The organism is Mesorhizobium sp. M0276, from assembly GCF_040321755.1.
In the GTDB taxonomy this organism is placed as follows: Bacteria; Pseudomonadota; Alphaproteobacteria; order Rhizobiales; family Rhizobiaceae; genus Mesorhizobium.
In genome coordinates this window covers 1-18,136 of the sequence record NZ_JAMYSC010000005.1, presented here as the reverse complement: position 1 = coordinate 18,136, position 18,136 = coordinate 1, and the positions used below count along the sequence as shown (strand labels likewise).

Sequence of the window (18,136 nt, the reverse complement as noted above, 5' to 3'; positions counted from 1 at the left end):
GGCGGCGACCTGTCTGCCTCGTCACCAATACAAACTGACCTCCCCAAAGAAACGGCGCCACGAGGGCGCCGTCTCCATTTTTTGGCAATCGATACGGCTACTGCGCGCCGCGCGCCACGCGCTCGATCTCTTCGCGCACAAGCCTTTCGACCAGCGTCGGCAGATTGTTGTCGAGCCAATCCTGCAGCATCGGGCGCAGCATCTCTTCGGCCATCTCGTCGAATGTCTTTTTGCTGCGGCTGGCAAACGCGTCGGAAAGCTCGCCAAAGGCGGCGGCAACCTGCCGGCCCGTATGCTCGGAAACGATCGCCGGACGCGGCGCGTCACTAGCTGGCACCGGCCGTACCGTCTCTGAACGAGGCGGCTCGGAGATCGCTTTCGCGCTCGGTTCGTCCCTTGAATCGTCGACCAACGGCTGGGCAACCGGCTTGCGTGCCTCGGCCCTGTCCGACACCATTTTGGCCTGCTCACCAACCGCGGCGATCTCGCGCCGCCAATCGGCAACAGGAGCGTCGGGGGCAATGACGGGACGTGGTGCCGGCGCGTCGACCGCAGCCGGTTCGGCGGCAATCCGGGCACTGACCTCGGCAAGTGTCATCGATGGCTTTGCAGGGGCCGGATCGGCGCGAACCGGCGTTTCCATACGCGCAATCACCGGCTCGGCCGCCGGCGGCTGCGCCTGGACTTCCGCCAGCGTCACGGGCTTCCTGACCTCGGGGTCGGCATGCAGGTCGGCACGGAATGCCTCGACGTCGGGGGCAGCATCGCCGCTCGACGCCGGCTCCAGATCCTGGCGCAACTCATCGGCGTCGCCCGGCTGCTTGCGGCCGCCGTCGCTGTCCTCGATGATTCGCCTGATGGAAGCCAGGATCTCTTCCATGGAAGGTTCGCGCTGTGCGCTGCTTGCCGTTGCCATCGTCACATCCGCCGCCTTTGTGACCTCTGTGGATTTCCGCTCCGGCAAGGCCGGATCGAATCATGGCCACAGCGTAGCCGACGGATCGCCGCACGAGAATCCCCAATCTGGGGACTTGTGGGATTTCAACAGATTAGCGCGATCTCAAGCCCAGGAGGAGCGGAGCAAGCAATTCTGCTCAAACGGCGAGACGGAAAAAACCGGACCGGGCGCCCTCAGCGGCCGTCCGGCGTGCGCAGGCCGATCCACTTGTCCTTGACGGCGTTGTAGTGCTCTTCAGGCTTGTATTTCGTCACCTGCAGGCCGAGGCGGTCGACGGACAGGCGGCCGGTCGCCTGCAGGATGGCATAGCTCGCCACCACCACATCATGCTCATAACTCGCCTGGTTGATCTCGGCGGTGATGACCGTAGCCTGTGCGTTGAGGACATCGAGCGTGGTGCGCTGGCCGACATTGCGTTCTTCGATGACGCCGTTCAACGCCAGCTTCGCGGCCTCGATCACTTGCCTGTTGGCCGTCAGCTGCTGCTGCGCGGCGGTGTACTCGGTCCAGGCGGCGGTGACGGCCTGGCGCACTTGGTCGCGGCTCACGTCGACCTCGATGCGGGCCCGGCTGAGCGATTCCTTGTCCTGGCGAACAATCGCCGAGGTGCGGCCACCAGAATAGATCGGGATGGTCAGCGTTGCCCCGACACTGGCCGAATTGGTGGTGCCGTCCTGCGTCGAGAGGAAGCCCGGCACGGTGTTGCGATAGGCGCTCGAGACGCCGGCGGAAGCCGATAGCTGCGGCAGCAGCGCGCCTTCGGCCGACTTCACCGAAAACGAAGCAGCGTCGACCAGATGCTGGGTGGCAAGGATGGCCGGGTGCTCGTTCGAGGCCACCCCGATGGCGGCGGCCAGGCTTGACGGCAACAGCTTTGCCACCGGCGAAGCGCCTTTGAGCTTGCCTGGTTCGTCGCCGACGATCTCGCGATAGGTCGCGGCACTCGCCAGTGCCTGCGCCCGGGCGGCGCTCAGCGATGCGACGGCGGCGGCCCGCGAAGCATCGGCCTGCGCGACGTCGGTACGCGTGCCTTCACCAACCTCGAAACGCGAACGCGCCGCGCGCGCCGTTTCGGTGAGGAATTGCAGGTTCTGTTCGGTCAGCACTGCAATCTGGCGGTCGCGAATCACGTTCATATACGCCTGCGCCGCGCTGAACAGGGTGTTCTCTTCGGTGTTGCGCAGGCTTTCGACCGAAGCGCGAACCTGTGATTCGGCGGCAGCGACATTGTTCCTGGTCTGAAAGCCGTCGAACAGCGTCTGATTGATCTGGACACCAAAATTGCCGGTGGTCAGCCGTACGCTACGATCCGCACCGGTGAGATGGCTGCTGGAATAGTCGATTGTCGCCGAGCCGTTGATGGTCGGACGCCAGCCCGACTTGGCGATGGCGACGCTCTCATCGGTAATACGAACGCCGGCGCGGGCCGAATTCAGCGAAGAATTGTACTGATAGGCCTTTGCAAGCGCGCCTGAGATGGTTTCCGCCGAAGCGGTCAGTGGGGACAGCATGGTCGCCGAAACGAGGACGGCGGTGAAAAGTGACTTTCGTACAGACGGCACGGTTAAACCCTCATTCGTTTTCCATGGGAACTGCGCCGCACCGGCTTCTCGTCGTGATCAGCCGCCGCCGCGTGTTCGATGTTCCCTGCTGCTCAGCCCCAAAGTGCCCCCAGTTTGCGGATCAGCAACAATTGTTCAAATGCAAGCGACCATGACAATGCCTCTGCTGCAAGGCAAAATCATTCAAAACTCGAAAGCATGAATACGTTCGAATCCCGGTAGTGGCTTAATTGCCGCATTAAACGCGCGTCTTCCGGTTACAACCCCCCCGGCCTTAAAAAAAAGTCGGGCCAGGCCGGAATTACCTTGCCCTTCAACGGCGACGAGTCGGCCGCCTTCGGCAAGCTGGTCGAGCAGCGGCACTGGGACTTCCGTGACGCTGCCGCCGACGAAGATGACGTCATAAGGCGCCTGGGCGGCATGCCCTTGTGGCAACGCCCCCTGCACAACGGTCACATTGCTGCAGCCAAGCGACGATAGCGTCGTTCTGGCGGTTTCCGCCAGCGCCGAATCGCTTTCGAGCGCCACCACGGACCTGGCCAGCCGCGACAGGATGGCCGAAGCGTACCCCGTGCCGCAGCCGACATCGAGCGCCGAGTCGGTCGACTTGATCTCAGCCAGTTGGATGAGCTTGGCCAGCGGCGAGGGTTCCATCAGGTAGCGCGCGCCGTCCGCGCCGGTGGCAATGCGGATGTCCTCGTCGATGTAAGCGAGATCGCGCTGGGCGGCGCCAACAAAAGCTTCTCGTGGCACGATGAGCATGGCCTCGAGCAGCGGCGCGCTGGTCACATCGGTGGTGCGAACCTGGCCATCGACCATCTTGACGCGAAGCTCGGAGAAATCAGCGCTCATGTTCCAACCAATCCGCTTGCCGCGCCAGAACCGCGGTTCATTACGTCAGGAACTTCAGGCCCCCTACGCTTGCTGCGCGGGGGCCCGGGCGTTGGAGGCCTCGCCCGGAATCGAACCGGGGTGCAAGGATTTGCAGTCCTCTGCGTAACCACTCCGCCACGAGGCCTCGTTGCTCCCGGCGTTCCACCCGGTTCCAATAGGTTGCGGCGAAAATGCCGTCAAGCGGCCACCGTGCATTCCGATCGGTTTCCCTGTGCGCCGATCCGGGCAGACCCTGTCAAATCGTCAGGCCCAAGCCCACAGCTACATTAGATGCTTCTTAAGCATTGCCTGCCGCAGGAAAAACCCCTTCGGGGTTCACGCGTGAGCACGGCAGGAGACAAGGCCATGCGCCAGGCAATGGAGATGATAGACAAGAATGCTCCGCCAGCCCTGTCCTGAGCGCGGTGCGGAGAGTTTTTGCACTACGCCACCGACCGGCCTGTCCATTGAAGGCGCGGGCAAAGGGCAAAGCTTGCCTCAGCCGCGACGATTCTCATGCAGATCCGTGAAGCAAGGGCCCGCTGAGGCGTGCCCACGCCATGTCAATCCGGCCGGCGCCGCCGTTCCCACCAGACGACAAAGCGTCGGCGGTGGCGCCGCACCATGGCGAACTCATAGGAAAGCACCAGCAATCCGAGCGGGACCATCCAGAAACCGAGGATCGGCAGGAACCCGAGGATGCCGCCGATGGTCAGCAGGACACCGATGGTGATTCTGAGCCCGCGCGAGCGCGGCATTTTGAACTCGCGCCCGAAAACTGAGATTTTGCGCGCCGGCATGTGGTTATCTTGTGCTGTCATCGTCTCGAAAGATTGACCCGTTTTGATCGTTCAGAAGCATCAGCGAACCCAAGCGCGGCCGCGCTTTCGGTTCCGTATCCCTGCCAAGACTGCTAATATGAGGGCATCTCTCGACGATTGCGAGAAACGCCTGTGCGAAAAAGCCTCGGAAAAATGCGAATTGCTTCTTTGCAAAGCCGAAAAGGGCAGCTATACGCTGCGCAACTCGCATAAGAGCCTCCGTTCCCCGGTAGCTCAGTGGTAGAGCAACCGGCTGTTAACCGGTTGGTCGCTGGTTCGAATCCGGCCCGGGGAGCCACTTAATCCAGAAAAGCCTTGAAACCCAAGCCTTGCAAGGGTTTCCACTTCCCCAGAGATACACCGCGCGATACACTGCGGGGTACCCTGAACTATGAAGATCGACGTGAAGCACATCCAGAAACGTGGCATTGCCGGCTGGCGCTATCGGCGCAAAATCCCAAAGAAACTTCAGGCCGCAGCGGGCAAGTTGGAAATCCTAGTTCCACTCGGGGCGACCGAACATGAAGCTCTTAAGGCTTACCCCAAGGTGCACGCGCAGGCAGAGCAGCAGTTGCGCCTTTGGTCGCAGCCGCACCGAGGCTCGCAAGGCGGTACCCATGACAACGTGCCCTCCCCGACCGCGTTTGAGCAATTCAGGCGGAGCCGTTCGCAGCTCAGAGCGCTTCATCTTAATCCCGAGTGGAGCGGCCCCGAGGATGAAGATGATCCGGAGGCGCTTGCACGTGAGGTGATCGCTGAGCAGGTTGCAGAGAAGTACCCCGTGGACGCTGGTGGCAATCCGGTCGGCATCGCGGTGGACGACCGTGCCCTCATCCATGCACTTCTCCTTGGCCAGCGCCAACAGCGGCCCGATCCAACCCTCGAAGACGCCAAGCGCCTTTATCTCAAGGAGCGCGTTGGCAATGACAAAACCAAGAAAATGGAGCTTGAGCGGGTCTTCAAGCTTGTCAACGAAGCACTCGGCAAGGATCGCAAACTATCTAGCCTTAAGCGCGAGGACGCCAAGGAAGTCCGTGACCACATGCTCGATGGGCGCAAAGCGTCTTCTGTGGACCGCTATCTGAACGTGGTCCGTGCCATGATCAACCATGCAATAAGAGAGTTTGACCTAGCCGGCGTCATCAATCCATTTATGAATTTGGAAGCGGCGCCGAAAGACAAGGCCGAGCCCGATAAGGACAAACGCCGCCCCTTTACCCAGGCCGAGGTCACCGCCATAACCGCCCGCATCGCGTATCATGCGAAGGCAGACCTTCAGCACATCTGGACAATTCTAAATGGCACAGGGTGCCGCCTCGCTGAGGTTTCCGGCCTTCGTGTCGCGGACGTGCACCTTGACCAAGCCATACCGCACATCACGGTCGAGTGGCATGACGAGCGGCGCATTAAGAATAAGGTGTCGCGGCGCAATGTCCCATTGATAGGTGACGCTCTCAAGGCCGCGAAGCAAGCCGTCAAGGCTGCCGGCAATGCAACGATGCTCTTTCCGACCTACGGACGTCCCAAGGGCGCGTCCTCAGCTTCTGCCGCCTTGGGCAAGCACGTTCGAGCTTGTGTGACCGATCCAAAGGCCACGACCCATTCGCTTCGCCATCTCATGAAGGACCGGCTGCGGCTGGCCGGCGTCACCAAGTCCGACCAAGAAATCGTTCTCGGTCACTCATCGGGCAGCGTTGGGGAGGACTATGGCGGTGACGAAGCGCGGCTTGAGGTGGCGAGACGGGCGCTTGAGGCGGCGCACGCCAGAGAGCCTTAGCACAAGTACCTGGCGATGCCGGAAGTCGGGGGGCATCTGCTTGAAACTGACAACAAGGCACCCTCTGCCCTCGCTAACCTGCTGACGGCGTATCCTCATTGTTCGAACTGAGCGGAAAAATGGCTTCCCCCGCCGTCATGTAGTGTATGTTCCCATCCGACGACGCCACCACTTTATGGAGAGTTATTTGTCGAAACTGCTCCTTAACTCCCTCCGCAATAGCGAGCGCTGCCAGCTTCGCATCCCAAGGAAGAAACGCGGCAAGCTGGCTACCCGCCATCGTCATACCGACTACAGGGATTTGATATGCAGTTGATGTCTGTTCGACGCAAAGCAGTTTGAGCAAATGTTCTCGGCCAATCATCAATTCGTCCTGGCCTGGTGTCTCTAACTTCCTCGGTAAGTGCAGAGTACCGCTAGCTTGTTGAACCAGCCCCACTGCTTCTAGATCTAAAAAATTTCTCAGCGGTGTGCCTGCCATATTTTGTGGGCGAGGAAGGTGGAACTCATTGATGCGGGTTGCCGCATATCGCTGGAACATCTGCGCTATGCGTGGCTCGAGTTCGGAAGCAACCCTTAGCGTCGTTAGAGAGAAACTGCCCGGGTTTCGGATTTCGCCACTTAGTATCCGCCCCCAGAGCGTTTGCATCTTCTCCGTAGTTGCCTTCTCCGCGTAGCTCTCGAAGAAGTTCAGCCAGTCCCCGTCCAGCTCGGCACTTTCACTTTCCGCAGTCGAAGACTCTGTCGCCTGTGCGGGCAACGCCTTAATCTCATTAAAAGCCTCCAAAACAACAGCTTCTTTGTTGTGCTGTTTCCTAACTAATTGCTCAATGTGGGCATCTACGGCGCGGCGTGCCAAGCTGGGATCTTCACCAATTTGTTTGACAGCCGCTTCTGCGATGGCAGCTATGACCGCGATCTCGCCTGCAGCCTTCGCTCGCTCGACGCTGGCTCGGCGTTCCAACACTGGGTTCTTCCAATCAAATAGATTACCTAGAAGTCGGTCGAAGGCCGAAACCATTCGGCTCTTGACCTTGCCCTCCACGCCAGTTTCAGTAATCTTCCCCGAAATTGATATTTCGCCGCCCAAAGGATCATCGGTCATTAACTTCTCACTCCCGCCGGCAACCACCATGCAGGTCTAGGCGTCAAATAGCCACTGATGACTCCCCTCTTTCAACAGAGCAGCCAATTTCTACGGCACCGTTAATGTGCAACCTCTACAACATCACCACGTCGCAAGAGGCGATCCGCCAATGGACTCATACTCTGCGGGACATCTTGGGCAACCTTGAGCCGTCCGTTGACATCTATCCCAACCAGCCCGGCCCCGTGGTGCGCAATGCGCCGGATGGGCAGCGCGAGGTCGCCAATCTGCTTTGGGGAATGCCGACGCCGCCCGAGCGGGTAAAGGGCAAGGCCGACTACGGCACCACCAACATCCGCAACCCGCAATACGGCCACTGGCAACAGTATGTCGGCCTCGAGCATCGCTGTGTGGTGCCCGTCACGAGCTTTGCGGAGCCCAGCCCCACGCCCGGCGACAAGGACCCTGAGACCGGCATTCAGCGGAACTACTGGTTCGCACTCAATAGGGACCGCCCTCTGTTCTTCTTCGCCGGGCTCTGGACTCGCTGGCAGGGCGTTCGCAAGGTCAAGGACGGCCCCGGCGACTTCGAGCTTTATGGGTTCATGACGACAGCACCTAATGCCCTCATCAAGCCGATCCATGAGAAGGCCATGCCGGTTATCCTAACTACTCAACAGGAGACCGAGACGTGGCTTACCGCGCCATGGGCAGAAGCCAAGCGATTACAGCGCACGGCACCGGATGATGCCCTCGTGATTGTCGAGAAGCCGGCCACGCAGATCAAGTTTCCGCAGCAGGCGGCGGCCCAAGGCTCGCTGTTCTAGTTAGGACGGCAATAGAGCGGCTTCAATGAGAGGTCTGCAATCGGTGGCGAGCCGTCATTCCCGTCTGGCACACGGACGAGCAGGCAGCCCCAAAAGCCCGCGAGTCGCGACTTAGGCGGTGATGTAGCGCAAGTGCCCCAGGCCATCGCGTCGCCAGCCGTTGTGGGGCAAGAGTTAGATTCTCAAACAACAGTCTGGCCAGAAGACTACGCCGTAGTCTCACATGGGGATTGCCTTCCCGGTTGATGGCGTACAGGAAGCAGCCTGGAAATTAACTCGGGAAGGGGGAACAATGACAACGGAAGGGGGAACAACGACGAAGGGCCACGAGGATAAGGCGCAAAAAAATGAAATTGAGTTGCTTCGTCCGCAGCTTTCATTCGAGACAATCACGTTCTCCGATGGGACCGAACTGACGCTGGATGATGACGACATCGTCGTCTTCGTCGGCCCGAACAATGCGGGCAAAAGCGCAGCACTGCGTGAGCTGGAGGCATGGGTCGCGAAGTCCAAGCCCGGGCTCGTCATCAAGGGCGCAACGATGCGCAAAGTTGGAACTCAGGATGATCTGCGTGCATACCTCGAAGCCAAAGCGCAGAAGAGCGGTAATAGTGTCGATATTGCCTACGGCGGAATCGGCTACAACATCCACCACACGCACTTGCATTACTTCGATCAGCCGGCCGACCGGCACCCAGTGGCGCCGTTCTTCGCCAAGCTGCTGACTACCGAAAGCCGCATTCAGGACTCCAACGCAGCGCCAGCTCTCGCGCTCTTCCAGTCCCCGCCAACACACCCGATCCACATACTGCTGATGGACCCCGACTTGTCGAATGACATCAGCGACAAGTTCCAGCATGCCTTCGGCAAGGATCTCATCCCGTTCCGTGCCGGTGGCAGCACCTTCCCACTCTACGTTGGTGAGAAGCCAACAGTGCCGTCCGGCAAGGATGAGCTCTCCAAGGAATTTATCGAGGCCTTACAGCGGTCGAACGTCATGCTCGAAAGGCAAGGCGACGGTATGCGCAGTTTTGCTGCGGTCATACTCCACGTGCTGGCGGCGCGATCCCATTCGATCCAATTTCTCGACGAGCCCGAGGCTTTCCTTCATCCGCCTCAGGCACGGCTCCTTGGCCGATACATTGCGGAGAACAGACCGGGGAACTCCCAGCTCTTCATCTCGACGCACAGCACGGACATTCTGGACGGGCTGGTGGAAGGTGGCTCTGATAAGGTTCGCATCGTTCGTCTGCGCCGCGAGGGCGATGTGAATCGCGTCAAGGAACTGGGCAAGGAGCAGACAAAAGCCGTGGCGAAGGACACTTTGGCTCGCTACTCGCGTGTCTTCGACGGCATCTTCTTCGAACACGTCGTCATCTGCGAGGCCGATGCCGACTGCATGTTCTACCAGTCCATCTTGAACCTTCCCTCGATTTCCGGCGACCGTCGGCCGGACGTGCTCTTCGTTCACACTTCTGGTAAACATCGAATGGCGAAGCTTGCCGATACGCTGCGATCACTCGACGTACCGGTCTCCGTTATCGCTGATATCGATATTCTCAACGATGAGGGTACTTTCAAGAATCTGCTCCAGAAGCTCGGCGGCGACTGGGCGGACATGAATACGCACTGGAAGACCGTTTCCGATGTGGTTCTAAAGCAGCGCCCTCCGCTCAACGCCGAGCAAGTTGCGGGGCTCGTCGCGGGGCAACTTGTGGGCGTTTCAGGGACAGGAGAATTTCCCGAAGAAAGGGAACGCGCGATCAAAGAGGTGTTCAAGACCATGTCGGCTTGGAGTGCGATGAAACGGAGTGGGCGCAGCGCACTTCCGGCTGGGGAGCCTATCAAACACTTCGATGCCCTCAGCGAGAAGTGCAGCAAGCATCGACTCTGGATCGTGCCGGTCGGCGAGATTGAAGGCTTCTGCCGCAGCGTTGGCTCACATGGTCCGGGATTCGTTGAGAAGGTCTTGGAAGAGCGTAGCTTGGAAACTGATCCCGAGCTGCAGGAGGCCCGTGAGTTCATCGGGAAGATTTGGTCGACAGCCAAGCCTCCATCGGCCAAGAAGGCCCCTGCCGTGCAATGATGGTCATCGGCTAGTCGTGGCTCGGCCGAACGAGTTCGCGAGGGCGAGCGAGCCTCCGCAATGGGTCGAAAGCAGTCTTTCTCACTCCTCCTCCTCCCGCCAGCTCACTCCTCCTCCCGCCAGATTACGCGCCGAACCGTCCTGATTTCGGCCAGCCGCGTCACGCGAATGCCCTGCCGTTCTCGTGCCGATGGGGTTTGCGTTTCGGCGTGCATGTACTCGTTCCTACCACATCGCCTGCAGCTCATTTTGCTCCCGACCAAATCGGCCTCAATGTCTCCGAAGATTTCCCTCAGGTCACTCGGCAGGTACCAGCGCTTGACGTTGCAAAGCCCACAACGGACCAGCACGAGGCTGCCCGATCTCATGGGCATTGCCGAGCTTCCATTCGCCGCCGCGCTTTCGTCTTCCACCAGTATCAGGCATGACACGGAATAGGAATTGATTCCTCTCATAGTCAATTCACGCTTGACTTATTTGTTCCTTTTTTGTTCACTGTTCGGACGGGACGTTAGGAGGCGCTGAAATGGACCTGGAAATCCAAATCCTCGCCCTGGCCCATCGGCGTCCGGGAGGGTGGCAATCAACATTGACCCTACGCCGCCCGTGCTTGGTTGGGAGTGACGGCGCTCGATGCACGACTTTATCGCTTTCATCGGAAGCAACACCGCGCTGGTAGCGGCTAATCCGGCAGCCTTTGCCACGTTTGCCGTGCTGTTCGGTGGCGGAGGATTTGCCGTTGGACGCTATTTCTTGACGGAGCGAATTGCCAATCTGGAAAGCCGAATTGCGCGACGCGACGAGGAAATCACAGCCCTGAAGGCCAAGCAGAAAGTCCCCGAAAGTGAGGTCCCATTGGTGCCTCTATTCGAGATGGCCGAGGTTCTTCCCCCTGCACCGCTCAACTTCAATCGGCTTCTAGTCCAGCGGAAGGAAGACCACCATGTCGGATAACTTGATGCCTCAGCAAAAGGCGGCGCCGAAGCTAATCGTCGTCACCGCGTTCGACCGCGATGAGGCAGGCGACCTACAGCAAGCCTATGGGCCAGCCGAGCAGCAGACCGAAGACCGGGCGATAAGGACCGCAAGGGCCTTGGCAGGGAAACACGCCGGTGTCATTGCGTGGTCGCGTGATGCCAACCCGGCGCTTGGCGAATACGGTGAGCCAACGACGCTCTTTGTCGGCGGCGACGTGCCGGACATGGAGTGAGGACTGGCCGGGAGGCCTAAGCAGGGGGAAGGAACATCCCCTCCTCCTTCGCCGCCGCCTCGAATGCCCTGCGGACCTCCTGAGTGGGCACGTTGCCTCCCATTGCAGCCATGCAGGTTTCGACCGCCAGTTTCCACTTTGGGCCACGCTTCGTCCACTTCAGGAGCTGCTCGGCGGCCCCTTCGACGTGGCTGACGCCGAAGCGGATGCCTGGGCGGTCGGTCCTGACGTAGACCGGAGGGTTGAACCAATGGAGAGCCATCAGGGCTCTTTAAGATCGAAGCACACGAACTGCCCGTGGAGCGTGGCCCGGTCGACAATGATTTCGACCAGTTCGCAGTCTGTCTCTTGCAAATACGGGTTTAATGTTCGGACTGCCGCAACGGCTTCCTTGACCGAGACGATGCTGCCGCATCGGACGTGATGGATAGCTGCCTCTATCGCCTCTTTGGCGGTAGGACGGAACGCTTGAGCCGTCATAGCCCTCCTCCCTCCCCAGGGAAGAAACCCAAGCATTCATCTAGGGGTCAATCCCACAAATAAATCAATGTTCCAAACGTACCAAGCCGAGGGAGGGACCTCACGTAGACCGAATCAATGGAGAGCAATAGGGGAGAAAGGTCAGGGGGTTTCGGACGGTTCGTCTCGTCCTTTCAGATCAAGCAAAGCAAGCAGTGCCCCGATGGCGCCAGGCAGTTCCGCCTCGATCTTCAGATCTAACACCTTGTGGAGGTAATGACGGTCTCATCGGACGCAATCATCCGCCGAACAGCGTTCGCAGCCGACATCTGCCCTGATTGATAACGCTCGGCCATGATTGGGACTACTCCACCCCAGAGCGTCAAACTCGTTCGGGACAGTATGGTTCCATCAAGATCACCTCGGGCAACCCTACGTTTCAGGTCGACAGCGTTCAGAAGGTCTACCAGATCGTCGGCATATTCCATGTCGAGGTCGACGGCTTCGTGGCCCTCGTACACAGCCGGCTGCCCGGTGAACACGTCGAAGACAGTCCAGGACTCGTCGCGTTCCTTCCTAAGGCCGTACCGCATGGATACCATTAGGGAAGTCTAATGTAGGTCGGGATTGTTTGGTAGAAATTTCTGAGCGGGTTATCGGATAACAGGCACGCGCGCCGACCCCCCATGCCCCTTTCCTTTCACCACGCGGGCAGACGCTGGTGGTGCGGCGTTGGCGGTGGGTCAGTACTCGCTTTCCAGCCTGTTGACGTGAGTTAAGTGAGGCACTATCTCGTAGTTGATGCCTCACTTAGCAATGGAGACGGGATGTCGCGCGGACTATCCAAACAGCAGATTAGCATGTTGGAAAGGCTTGCTAAATATGAGTGTCTCTACGTTGGCGCAGAGCTCGGCGACGAATACGACTGCTACGACGGAGAAGCTTGGGAGCACTGGTACGCGGCGGGGTTCAAAGGCCCCGACCCCAACGCCGAAAGCCCCGGCACGTACCATAGTCGACTGAACAACACCAAGCGGCTCTTAGAAGTCTGGAGAGGCGAGGACTGGTTATCCTGACCGTAGTAAAGGGGCACCGCGACTCTTTGCCCAGGCCGTCAGGCATCTATGTCAGGGATAGGACGGCGGCGACGATCACGCCAGAGGGGCGGTCCTTGGTGGAGGGGAAATGATCCTTGCCCCACTAAATGGTGCTGGGGGTCTGCGTGCACAAACCTATGAGTTGGTGAACATTGCTGTTGACACGTGCACTAATCGTCCACTAAGTGTCGTACACCAACTCTCTTAGAGGAAAGTGCACACCATGATCATTGGCTATGCCCGCGTCTCGACCACGGGACAGGACCTCGACGTGCAGCTTGAGAAGCTCAAGGCTGCCGGCGTTGAGAAGACCTTCAGCGAGAAGAAGTCTGGTCTGGACGACGAGCGCAAGGAATTGGCGGCTGCGCTGGAGTTTGCCCGCGAAGGCGACGTGTTCGTGGTGACCAAGGTGGACCGTCTGGCGAGATCAGCAGCACACCTCCACCAGATCGTCAGGGACCTCGACAAGAAGGGCGTCGGGTTCAAGGTGTTGGACGATGCTTCGCTGGACACGACCACGCGAACAGGCAAGCTGGTGTTCGGCATCCTCGCCAGCATCGCCGAGTTTGAGACCGCACTTCGGAAGGAGCGCCAGATGGAAGGTATCGCTAAGGCGAAGGCCGAGGCGGAGAAGAAGGGTGAGCCGTGGAAGACCGGCAGGCCCGTGACGCTCGACCACGAGCTGATTAAGGCTCTGAAGGCCGATGGTCGCTCTGTGAGGCTGATCGCTAAGGCGGCTGGGTGTTCACCTTCAGCGGTCCAGAAAGTCCTTACTGCGGGTCGAGGTCCCGACTAGGACTACGAACGCGATAAAGCCCTCCACGCAGATGAATACCCTGACCACTAGCTATGACGGTCTAACATTAGAAGCCGCTGAATAACCCACCCACTACCACTACGCAGGCGATTTAGCCGTCATGAGGCGCGGATGGGGTTAGGTTGCCCACCTACCCCGCAGTTCACAAGGGCTTCCGCTGGCACTGTGGAGGCGATTGGCTCTCCGGGGAAATAACCCCTCCACTAGCTCTACGAAACGCATTTCACACGACTTCACACCTACCGACCGGCGCTGTTCTCCCAGCGTTGCGACTGCCCATTGTCCCGTTTCGCTCCTCCGAGGCGATGGGAGGTGGCGCACTGGCTGGTCGGTAGATGTGAGGCCGTGTGCCTCTCTATCTGTCCTCCGGTTTTGTATGAAATCACCGGAGAACTGTTTTGTATGAAGCACTATCACGAAAGGATCGATCTTGAATTTTGACGACACCACTGTCGAACAACTCGGGGCTCAGGCCTACGGGCATTACAAGGCCGGTGAGAAGAATTATGCAAAGGCCATGGAACACGCCAAATCGGCGGGCCTTTATCTAATCGAGGCGAAGAAGCGCGTTGGGACGGGCAAGTTTGTCGCGTTCCTCGCCGATCACTGCCCCATCAGCAAGTCTCGAGCCTATGAGTTTATTGCCATTGCGGACGGTCGGAAGAGTCCAACTGCCGAGGCCGACCGAGTACGAGAATGGCGGCAGAAGCAGGCCGGGGTGCGGCAGGCGCTTGTTCAGGGCCAGTCCGTACGTACGGAAACGCGAAACCCATCCGCCAATCCCGAGCGGGAACGCCTAGAAGCCAAGGCGCGCGCGCTCATCAAGCGCCTCGCCACAGCTCAACTTGAAGACTGGATTAAGCTGGCTCCCGCTGCGTAAGGCGCAGGGGGTGACCAGCCCCAACGCATCGCAAAAGGAACCAATATGAACACCTTCGATCTCCTCGATACGGATTTCTCCAAGGTCTCGGATCACTGGACTGCCGAGGTCGACGCATTTCGGAAGAAAGGCCCGCGCTGGACAACGCCACGCTACCAAGAGGCCACCCGCAAGGACACTGAACGCGCACCGGAGTTCAACCAGAAGGCCGCGCTCGTCCTACGCGCTGAGGACTTCTCGCAGCCCGCCTCAGCGAAAGTGCTGGGGATCACCGACCGTGCCGTCCGATCTCACCTGTCGAAACCCTGTGAGGCTTTGGAAGCTGAACGCAAGGGGATCGCTTGGCGGGGCCATGTGCAGCGCTATGAGGCAACCAAGCGTGGACGCGCTCCGTTCGATGTCGCGGCATACCTGAAGGCTGGCAAGGTTCCCATGGTCGCTGACCTTCTCGGCTTCGACCCCTGGACAGCCGAGGGCATCGGGGCAAGCACTCGTGAGAAAGTCGCCTTCTACATCGTGGACGGATGGTCTCAATCCGAGATGGTGGCGCTGCTCGGCATCTCCAAGCAGGCGGTGTCGAAGCATGTCGCTGCAATCAAGGCACAGATCGCCTCACGCAAGCGGGGCACCAGAAGATCGTTAGCGTACAAACTAACCCGGAAGTTATGAAGTCGGTCAAACCAGATTTCCCAATGATAACAATCTACTAACTGGTTGACTACCGCATATAGGGGATAGCCTTTCCTCAGGATTTCCCTTCGGGTACTACCTTGGTCAGGCCTTCGAGTGCCCTATCGTCGATAGGCTTATCCGAAGATGACACCAAGGTTTTCTCGAGTTGCACAGGGACATAAGACACTCCCTAGAAACCCTCTGTAACAGACAGAACCTAGGGACACCCCTATATCAGGATGTCACTGGTCGCTTCGCTCCGAAGACCATGGAATGTTCCTCCTGAGTACCTGATCACCCCCAGCACAGTTTCACTTCATCTTTAGTCAATTCTCTGTGGTCTCCTTGTTCCAAGGTGTCAGGCAGAGTCTTCCCCAAAGAACCGGCGAAGTACGCCACCTGATGATTGGATGACATGGTCTCCCCTCCACAGGTCTTCAAACTTCCATGTCACCCGAGGCGTCCCTTTAAGGGGGAACCCTCGAATGTCACCACGAATACTCACCCGAAAGGATCACAACCGATGAACACCACTACAGGAGCCGACCCTTATCATGTCGACTGAGGCCAACCGCATTGCATGGCGGATACATGGTCGAGAGTGGCGCGCAGCTAACCCGGAACGCGCCAAAGAAATCAGCCGGGAATGGTATCACCGCAACAAGGCCAAGGTTGCCGAGGTGCGGAAGATGAAGCGTGAGGCCGCACGTATTGAGGCCACCCATGGCTGATAGCCAGCCGAAGCACGTTCGCCAGATCACCCCGGCAATCCGCGTTGTCGAGACCGACCGGGAATGGATCGTTCAGACGATTGAGACGAAGCGGACACGCAGGCATGGGGTCCAGGCCACCGGCGAATGGACCGACCGCGCGTACATCACCAGCCGGTCAATGCTGAACATGGAGCTGAAGCGACTGGTTGGCAAAGGAGCTGTCAAGGCTGGCCTTCGCGGGCATGTCGAACAGGACGCGCTGAACTGGCTGAACAGGCTGCCCCTTCGGCACCCGTCGCGGGACAAGGAGCCCAGCGTAATCGACATGCTGGAAGCGTCGACAGCAGGCAGCGAGCATGGGGAAACCTTCCATGACCATCTGCCGCTGATCGTCAAGCATGGGCCGTTGAGGTGGCGCAACGACCGGAACGCGCGCTTTGAACCTTGATGACATCAGGCGGCGGGACTGGGTGGCGACCTATCCCACGCGGGAGGCGGCTCTTGCCTTGGTTGAGTGGATCAAGGCGGATGACTGGGAAACCAGCTCCGAGTTAGATCGAAGGCTTCCGGGGATCGGCATCACGTGGACCGAAGATTTCTGCGTGGCCGCCGAGCGATGCTTTGAAATCTTCGGCTATGCCGAGCTTGAGGCCGGGGCTTGCGCGAGGCGATATGCCGAGGTGTCCATGAGGCCTACAGCGCCGCGCAGAGAGGCCGCCGGAGGCAGCGCCAGCCTTTCCGCACCGTCCACCCCAGCTGCGCGCGACGCGTGTCCTGAAGGCCCGCAGCCGTTGACCTACGGGTTCACGCCTCGACGCTGATCGTCACAACTGCATCAACAGCAACAGGTCTCGGCGCAATGCCGCTCCGAGGCCAACACACCCACATTGAAGGAACGAAATGAAATGACCGACTACATCGACAACCCGAACAAGTACCAGACCGACAACACGCCGGTGGCTCAGGCCATGATGCGGGCTCAGGCTGCACAGGCCGAAGCTGACAGGGCCAAGCAAGACGCCGTGGCTGCCGAGGCGATAGAACGCGCCAAGCGGGAAGAGATCGACCGCGCGGTTGAGCTTTCTGTCAGGAACAATCCCCAACTCCAGGCCGAGCGCATGGGCATCAGCACCAATCGCGTCATCACATCGCAGAGCGCCGGGGTGATCCCCCCAATGACAGAGGTCGAGAAGACCCATGTCAAGGTTCTTGGCGGTATCGAGGTCTCGTACTCGCAAGCAAAGGACATGGCCGAGGTCGGGCAGATCACGCAGGCCGAGTTCAACAAGGCCGTGGTCGATGGGCTGGCTGCCCGTGGCTACGCCGCGCCGAAGTCTTTCAGGTAACCACGGGGGCCGAGAGTGACGGCAATGCGCCGTTGCCCAGCGTGGACAATACCGACGAGACCGAAGCCCAGGATGATGAACTGACCGATGACGAGAAGGAAGAGAAGCAGTATGCCGAGTTTGTACGCATGGCCGACCAGAGCCTTGACCGCTTTAGGGAGACGCACACCGACGAACAGCAGCAGTTCATCGTCGACGCCTTCGTGGAGACCGGAGAAATCCCGACCGGGGAAGCCTTCGGGATCGACGCGGTTGAGGCTGATGTTGTGGTGGCTGCGTTCAGCCAGCACCTGGACCTCAATGTGCTTCGGCAGCATGGGCTGAACCTTCAGACCTACTTCGAGCACGTCGACGAGGCTGATTACCCGGCGCTCCGCAGGGCTGCGGCCAAGGGCGAATGGCACGTCTTCCACGGGCATGCCCAAGCCATAGCAGCGGCCCGGAAGACCGGCACAGCCTTCGCCGACTGACCATCTTCCCTGCCCCCGATGCATTGCCCCAAGAGGTGTGTCGGGGGTGGGCCTTCAAAACCGTCAGAGCACTCAGCGGTTTGACCGTGGGGCGGCTTCGAACCATCCGCTTCCCTCGGATACCCGAAAGGGCAGGCAGTGATCTGTAAGATTTTGCCAACCGCACGTTTGAAGCCTATGCTTCCCATATCGGCCGCCAGCGCTTCGGACGCAGCCGACAGTAAGAGATACGTGCTCTTGCCCGTCAGGGAGAGAGCCATGCCCCAATCCCTTATTCGCAACCATGTATTGAAAGCCCTCTCCCAAGAGGATTTCGCGCGATTGCAGCCATCAATGCATCACGTCGAACTGGGCATCAAAGCCCAGCTTGAGGTCTCATATCAGCCGATCGAACGTGTGTATTTTCCAGAGAAGGGCATCGCGTCAGTGGTTGCCACCATGACCGGTGGGCGGCAAAGCGAAGTCGGCATCGTCGGCCACG

21 protein-coding genes, 2 tRNA genes and 1 pseudogene are annotated in these 18,136 nt (G+C 59.4%); 15 read left to right on the top strand and 9 right to left on the bottom strand.

Annotated elements, in window-relative coordinates; all coding sequences use genetic code 11:
- Positions 1 to 97: 97 nt before the first annotated feature.
- The 5 genes from NKJ01_RS05815 to NKJ01_RS05795 all read right to left on the bottom strand — a co-directional run bounded on the left by NKJ01_RS05815 (position 98) and on the right by NKJ01_RS05795 (position 4,214).
- Positions 98 to 916, bottom strand: coding sequence for a DUF2497 domain-containing protein (locus tag NKJ01_RS05815; RefSeq protein WP_352726759.1), 819 nt, complete (start codon positions 914 to 916; stop codon positions 98 to 100).
- 215 nt (positions 917 to 1,131) lie between these two features.
- Positions 1,132 to 2,520 carry a TolC family outer membrane protein gene (locus NKJ01_RS05810; protein WP_023757637.1) on the bottom strand — a complete coding sequence of 463 codons (1,389 nt, stop codon included), beginning with the start codon at positions 2,518 to 2,520 and terminating at the stop codon, positions 1,132 to 1,134.
- A gap of 183 nt (positions 2,521 to 2,703) precedes the next feature.
- Positions 2,704 to 3,372, bottom strand: coding sequence for a protein-L-isoaspartate O-methyltransferase family protein (locus NKJ01_RS05805; protein ID WP_352726757.1), 669 nt, complete (start codon positions 3,370 to 3,372; stop codon positions 2,704 to 2,706).
- 92 nt (positions 3,373 to 3,464) lie between these two features.
- A tRNA-Cys gene (locus tag NKJ01_RS05800) sits at positions 3,465 to 3,538 on the bottom strand.
- Between the two features lie 418 nt (positions 3,539 to 3,956).
- Positions 3,957 to 4,214: a hypothetical protein gene (locus NKJ01_RS05795; RefSeq protein WP_023757639.1), complete on the bottom strand. Its 258-nt coding sequence runs from the start codon at positions 4,212 to 4,214 to the stop codon at positions 3,957 to 3,959.
- Between the two features lie 223 nt (positions 4,215 to 4,437).
- Here NKJ01_RS05795 and NKJ01_RS05790 point away from each other — a divergent pair.
- Both NKJ01_RS05790 and NKJ01_RS05785 read left to right on the top strand, forming a co-directional pair.
- A tRNA-Asn gene (locus NKJ01_RS05790) sits at positions 4,438 to 4,512 on the top strand.
- Positions 4,513 to 4,605: 93 nt separating this feature from the next.
- On the top strand, positions 4,606 to 5,991 hold the full coding sequence (locus NKJ01_RS05785) for a tyrosine-type recombinase/integrase (RefSeq protein ID WP_352726756.1): 1,386 nt from the start codon (positions 4,606 to 4,608) through the stop codon (positions 5,989 to 5,991).
- A 73-nt stretch (positions 5,992 to 6,064) separates the two neighbouring features.
- Here the strand turns inward: NKJ01_RS05785 and NKJ01_RS05780 are convergent, their stop codons facing one another.
- Positions 6,065 to 7,096 carry a DUF2806 domain-containing protein gene (locus NKJ01_RS05780; protein WP_352726755.1) on the bottom strand — a complete coding sequence of 344 codons (1,032 nt, stop codon included), beginning with the start codon at positions 7,094 to 7,096 and terminating at the stop codon, positions 6,065 to 6,067.
- Between the two features lie 104 nt (positions 7,097 to 7,200).
- Between NKJ01_RS05780 and NKJ01_RS05775 the strand changes: the two genes are divergently transcribed.
- From NKJ01_RS05775 to NKJ01_RS05760, 4 genes are all read left to right on the top strand, one after another.
- Positions 7,201 to 7,905: an SOS response-associated peptidase gene (locus tag NKJ01_RS05775; RefSeq protein ID WP_352726753.1), complete on the top strand. Its 705-nt coding sequence runs from the start codon at positions 7,201 to 7,203 to the stop codon at positions 7,903 to 7,905.
- A gap of 292 nt (positions 7,906 to 8,197) precedes the next feature.
- Positions 8,198 to 9,991: an ATP-dependent nuclease gene (locus NKJ01_RS05770; RefSeq protein ID WP_352726752.1), complete on the top strand. Its 1,794-nt coding sequence runs from the start codon at positions 8,198 to 8,200 to the stop codon at positions 9,989 to 9,991.
- Between the two features lie 633 nt (positions 9,992 to 10,624).
- The gene (locus tag NKJ01_RS05765) at positions 10,625 to 10,945 is read left to right on the top strand and encodes a hypothetical protein (protein ID WP_352726751.1); all 321 of its coding nucleotides are present in this window, start codon (positions 10,625 to 10,627) and stop codon (positions 10,943 to 10,945) included.
- The gene (locus NKJ01_RS05760) at positions 10,935 to 11,201 is read left to right on the top strand and encodes a hypothetical protein (RefSeq protein ID WP_352726750.1); all 267 of its coding nucleotides are present in this window, start codon (positions 10,935 to 10,937) and stop codon (positions 11,199 to 11,201) included. The genes NKJ01_RS05765 and NKJ01_RS05760 overlap by 11 nt, the downstream gene beginning before the upstream one ends.
- 16 nt (positions 11,202 to 11,217) lie before the next feature.
- Here the strand turns inward: NKJ01_RS05760 and NKJ01_RS05755 are convergent, their stop codons facing one another.
- The 3 genes from NKJ01_RS05755 to NKJ01_RS05745 form a co-directional block, all read right to left on the bottom strand.
- Entirely contained in the window at positions 11,218 to 11,463 is a 246-nt protein-coding gene (locus NKJ01_RS05755) for a DUF982 domain-containing protein (RefSeq protein ID WP_352726748.1), read from the bottom strand.
- Positions 11,463 to 11,681: a hypothetical protein gene (locus tag NKJ01_RS05750; RefSeq protein ID WP_352726747.1), complete on the bottom strand. Its 219-nt coding sequence runs from the start codon at positions 11,679 to 11,681 to the stop codon at positions 11,463 to 11,465. The genes NKJ01_RS05755 and NKJ01_RS05750 overlap by 1 nt, the downstream gene beginning before the upstream one ends.
- A gap of 236 nt (positions 11,682 to 11,917) precedes the next feature.
- Entirely contained in the window at positions 11,918 to 12,253 is a 336-nt protein-coding gene (locus NKJ01_RS05745) for a hypothetical protein (RefSeq protein WP_352726746.1), read from the bottom strand.
- Between the two features lie 727 nt (positions 12,254 to 12,980).
- Between NKJ01_RS05745 and NKJ01_RS05740 the strand changes: the two genes are divergently transcribed.
- From NKJ01_RS05740 to NKJ01_RS05700, 9 genes and pseudogenes are all read left to right on the top strand, one after another.
- Positions 12,981 to 13,553: a recombinase family protein gene (locus NKJ01_RS05740; protein WP_352726745.1), complete on the top strand. Its 573-nt coding sequence runs from the start codon at positions 12,981 to 12,983 to the stop codon at positions 13,551 to 13,553.
- A 451-nt stretch (positions 13,554 to 14,004) separates the two neighbouring features.
- On the top strand, positions 14,005 to 14,454 hold the full coding sequence (locus NKJ01_RS05735) for a hypothetical protein (RefSeq protein ID WP_352726744.1): 450 nt from the start codon (positions 14,005 to 14,007) through the stop codon (positions 14,452 to 14,454).
- 45 nt (positions 14,455 to 14,499) lie between these two features.
- A complete protein-coding gene (locus tag NKJ01_RS05730; RefSeq protein ID WP_352726743.1) occupies positions 14,500 to 15,123 on the top strand; it encodes a hypothetical protein in 624 nt (207 codons plus the stop codon).
- Positions 15,124 to 15,680: 557 nt separating this feature from the next.
- The gene (locus tag NKJ01_RS05725) at positions 15,681 to 15,857 is read left to right on the top strand and encodes a hypothetical protein (protein ID WP_352726742.1); all 177 of its coding nucleotides are present in this window, start codon (positions 15,681 to 15,683) and stop codon (positions 15,855 to 15,857) included.
- Positions 15,850 to 16,287: a hypothetical protein gene (locus NKJ01_RS05720; protein ID WP_352726741.1), complete on the top strand. Its 438-nt coding sequence runs from the start codon at positions 15,850 to 15,852 to the stop codon at positions 16,285 to 16,287. The genes NKJ01_RS05725 and NKJ01_RS05720 overlap by 8 nt, the downstream gene beginning before the upstream one ends.
- Positions 16,277 to 16,660, top strand: coding sequence for a hypothetical protein (locus tag NKJ01_RS05715; RefSeq protein WP_352726740.1), 384 nt, complete (start codon positions 16,277 to 16,279; stop codon positions 16,658 to 16,660). The genes NKJ01_RS05720 and NKJ01_RS05715 overlap by 11 nt, the downstream gene beginning before the upstream one ends.
- 84 nt (positions 16,661 to 16,744) lie before the next feature.
- A complete protein-coding gene (locus NKJ01_RS05710; protein ID WP_352726739.1) occupies positions 16,745 to 17,185 on the top strand; it encodes a hypothetical protein in 441 nt (146 codons plus the stop codon).
- Between the two features lie 41 nt (positions 17,186 to 17,226).
- On the top strand, positions 17,227 to 17,655 hold the full coding sequence (locus NKJ01_RS05705; RefSeq protein WP_352726737.1) for a hypothetical protein: 429 nt from the start codon (positions 17,227 to 17,229) through the stop codon (positions 17,653 to 17,655).
- Between the two features lie 258 nt (positions 17,656 to 17,913).
- Positions 17,914 to 18,136: pseudogene (locus NKJ01_RS05700) on the top strand (Crp/Fnr family transcriptional regulator); the annotation flags it as partial.

Coding starts and splice junctions, on each gene's coding strand:
- NKJ01_RS05815 (WP_352726759.1), bottom strand. CDS start 916: ATGGCAACGGCAAGCAGCGCACAGCGCGAACCTTCCATGGAAGAGATC.
- NKJ01_RS05805 (WP_352726757.1), bottom strand. CDS start 3,372: ATGAGCGCTGATTTCTCCGAGCTTCGCGTCAAGATGGTCGATGGCCAG.
- NKJ01_RS05795 (WP_023757639.1), bottom strand. CDS start 4,214: ATGACAGCACAAGATAACCACATGCCGGCGCGCAAAATCTCAGTTTTC.
- NKJ01_RS05785 (WP_352726756.1), top strand. CDS start 4,606: ATGAAGATCGACGTGAAGCACATCCAGAAACGTGGCATTGCCGGCTGG.
- NKJ01_RS05780 (WP_352726755.1), bottom strand. CDS start 7,096: ATGACCGATGATCCTTTGGGCGGCGAAATATCAATTTCGGGGAAGATT.
- NKJ01_RS05775 (WP_352726753.1), top strand. CDS start 7,201: ATGTGCAACCTCTACAACATCACCACGTCGCAAGAGGCGATCCGCCAA.
- NKJ01_RS05770 (WP_352726752.1), top strand. CDS start 8,198: ATGACAACGGAAGGGGGAACAACGACGAAGGGCCACGAGGATAAGGCG.
- NKJ01_RS05765 (WP_352726751.1), top strand. CDS start 10,625: ATGCACGACTTTATCGCTTTCATCGGAAGCAACACCGCGCTGGTAGCG.
- NKJ01_RS05760 (WP_352726750.1), top strand. CDS start 10,935: ATGTCGGATAACTTGATGCCTCAGCAAAAGGCGGCGCCGAAGCTAATC.
- NKJ01_RS05755 (WP_352726748.1), bottom strand. CDS start 11,463: ATGGCTCTCCATTGGTTCAACCCTCCGGTCTACGTCAGGACCGACCGC.
- NKJ01_RS05750 (WP_352726747.1), bottom strand. CDS start 11,681: ATGACGGCTCAAGCGTTCCGTCCTACCGCCAAAGAGGCGATAGAGGCA.
- NKJ01_RS05745 (WP_352726746.1), bottom strand. CDS start 12,253: ATGCGGTACGGCCTTAGGAAGGAACGCGACGAGTCCTGGACTGTCTTC.
- NKJ01_RS05740 (WP_352726745.1), top strand. CDS start 12,981: ATGATCATTGGCTATGCCCGCGTCTCGACCACGGGACAGGACCTCGAC.
- NKJ01_RS05730 (WP_352726743.1), top strand. CDS start 14,500: ATGAACACCTTCGATCTCCTCGATACGGATTTCTCCAAGGTCTCGGAT.
- NKJ01_RS05725 (WP_352726742.1), top strand. CDS start 15,681: ATGTCGACTGAGGCCAACCGCATTGCATGGCGGATACATGGTCGAGAG.
- NKJ01_RS05720 (WP_352726741.1), top strand. CDS start 15,850: ATGGCTGATAGCCAGCCGAAGCACGTTCGCCAGATCACCCCGGCAATC.
- NKJ01_RS05710 (WP_352726739.1), top strand. CDS start 16,745: ATGACCGACTACATCGACAACCCGAACAAGTACCAGACCGACAACACG.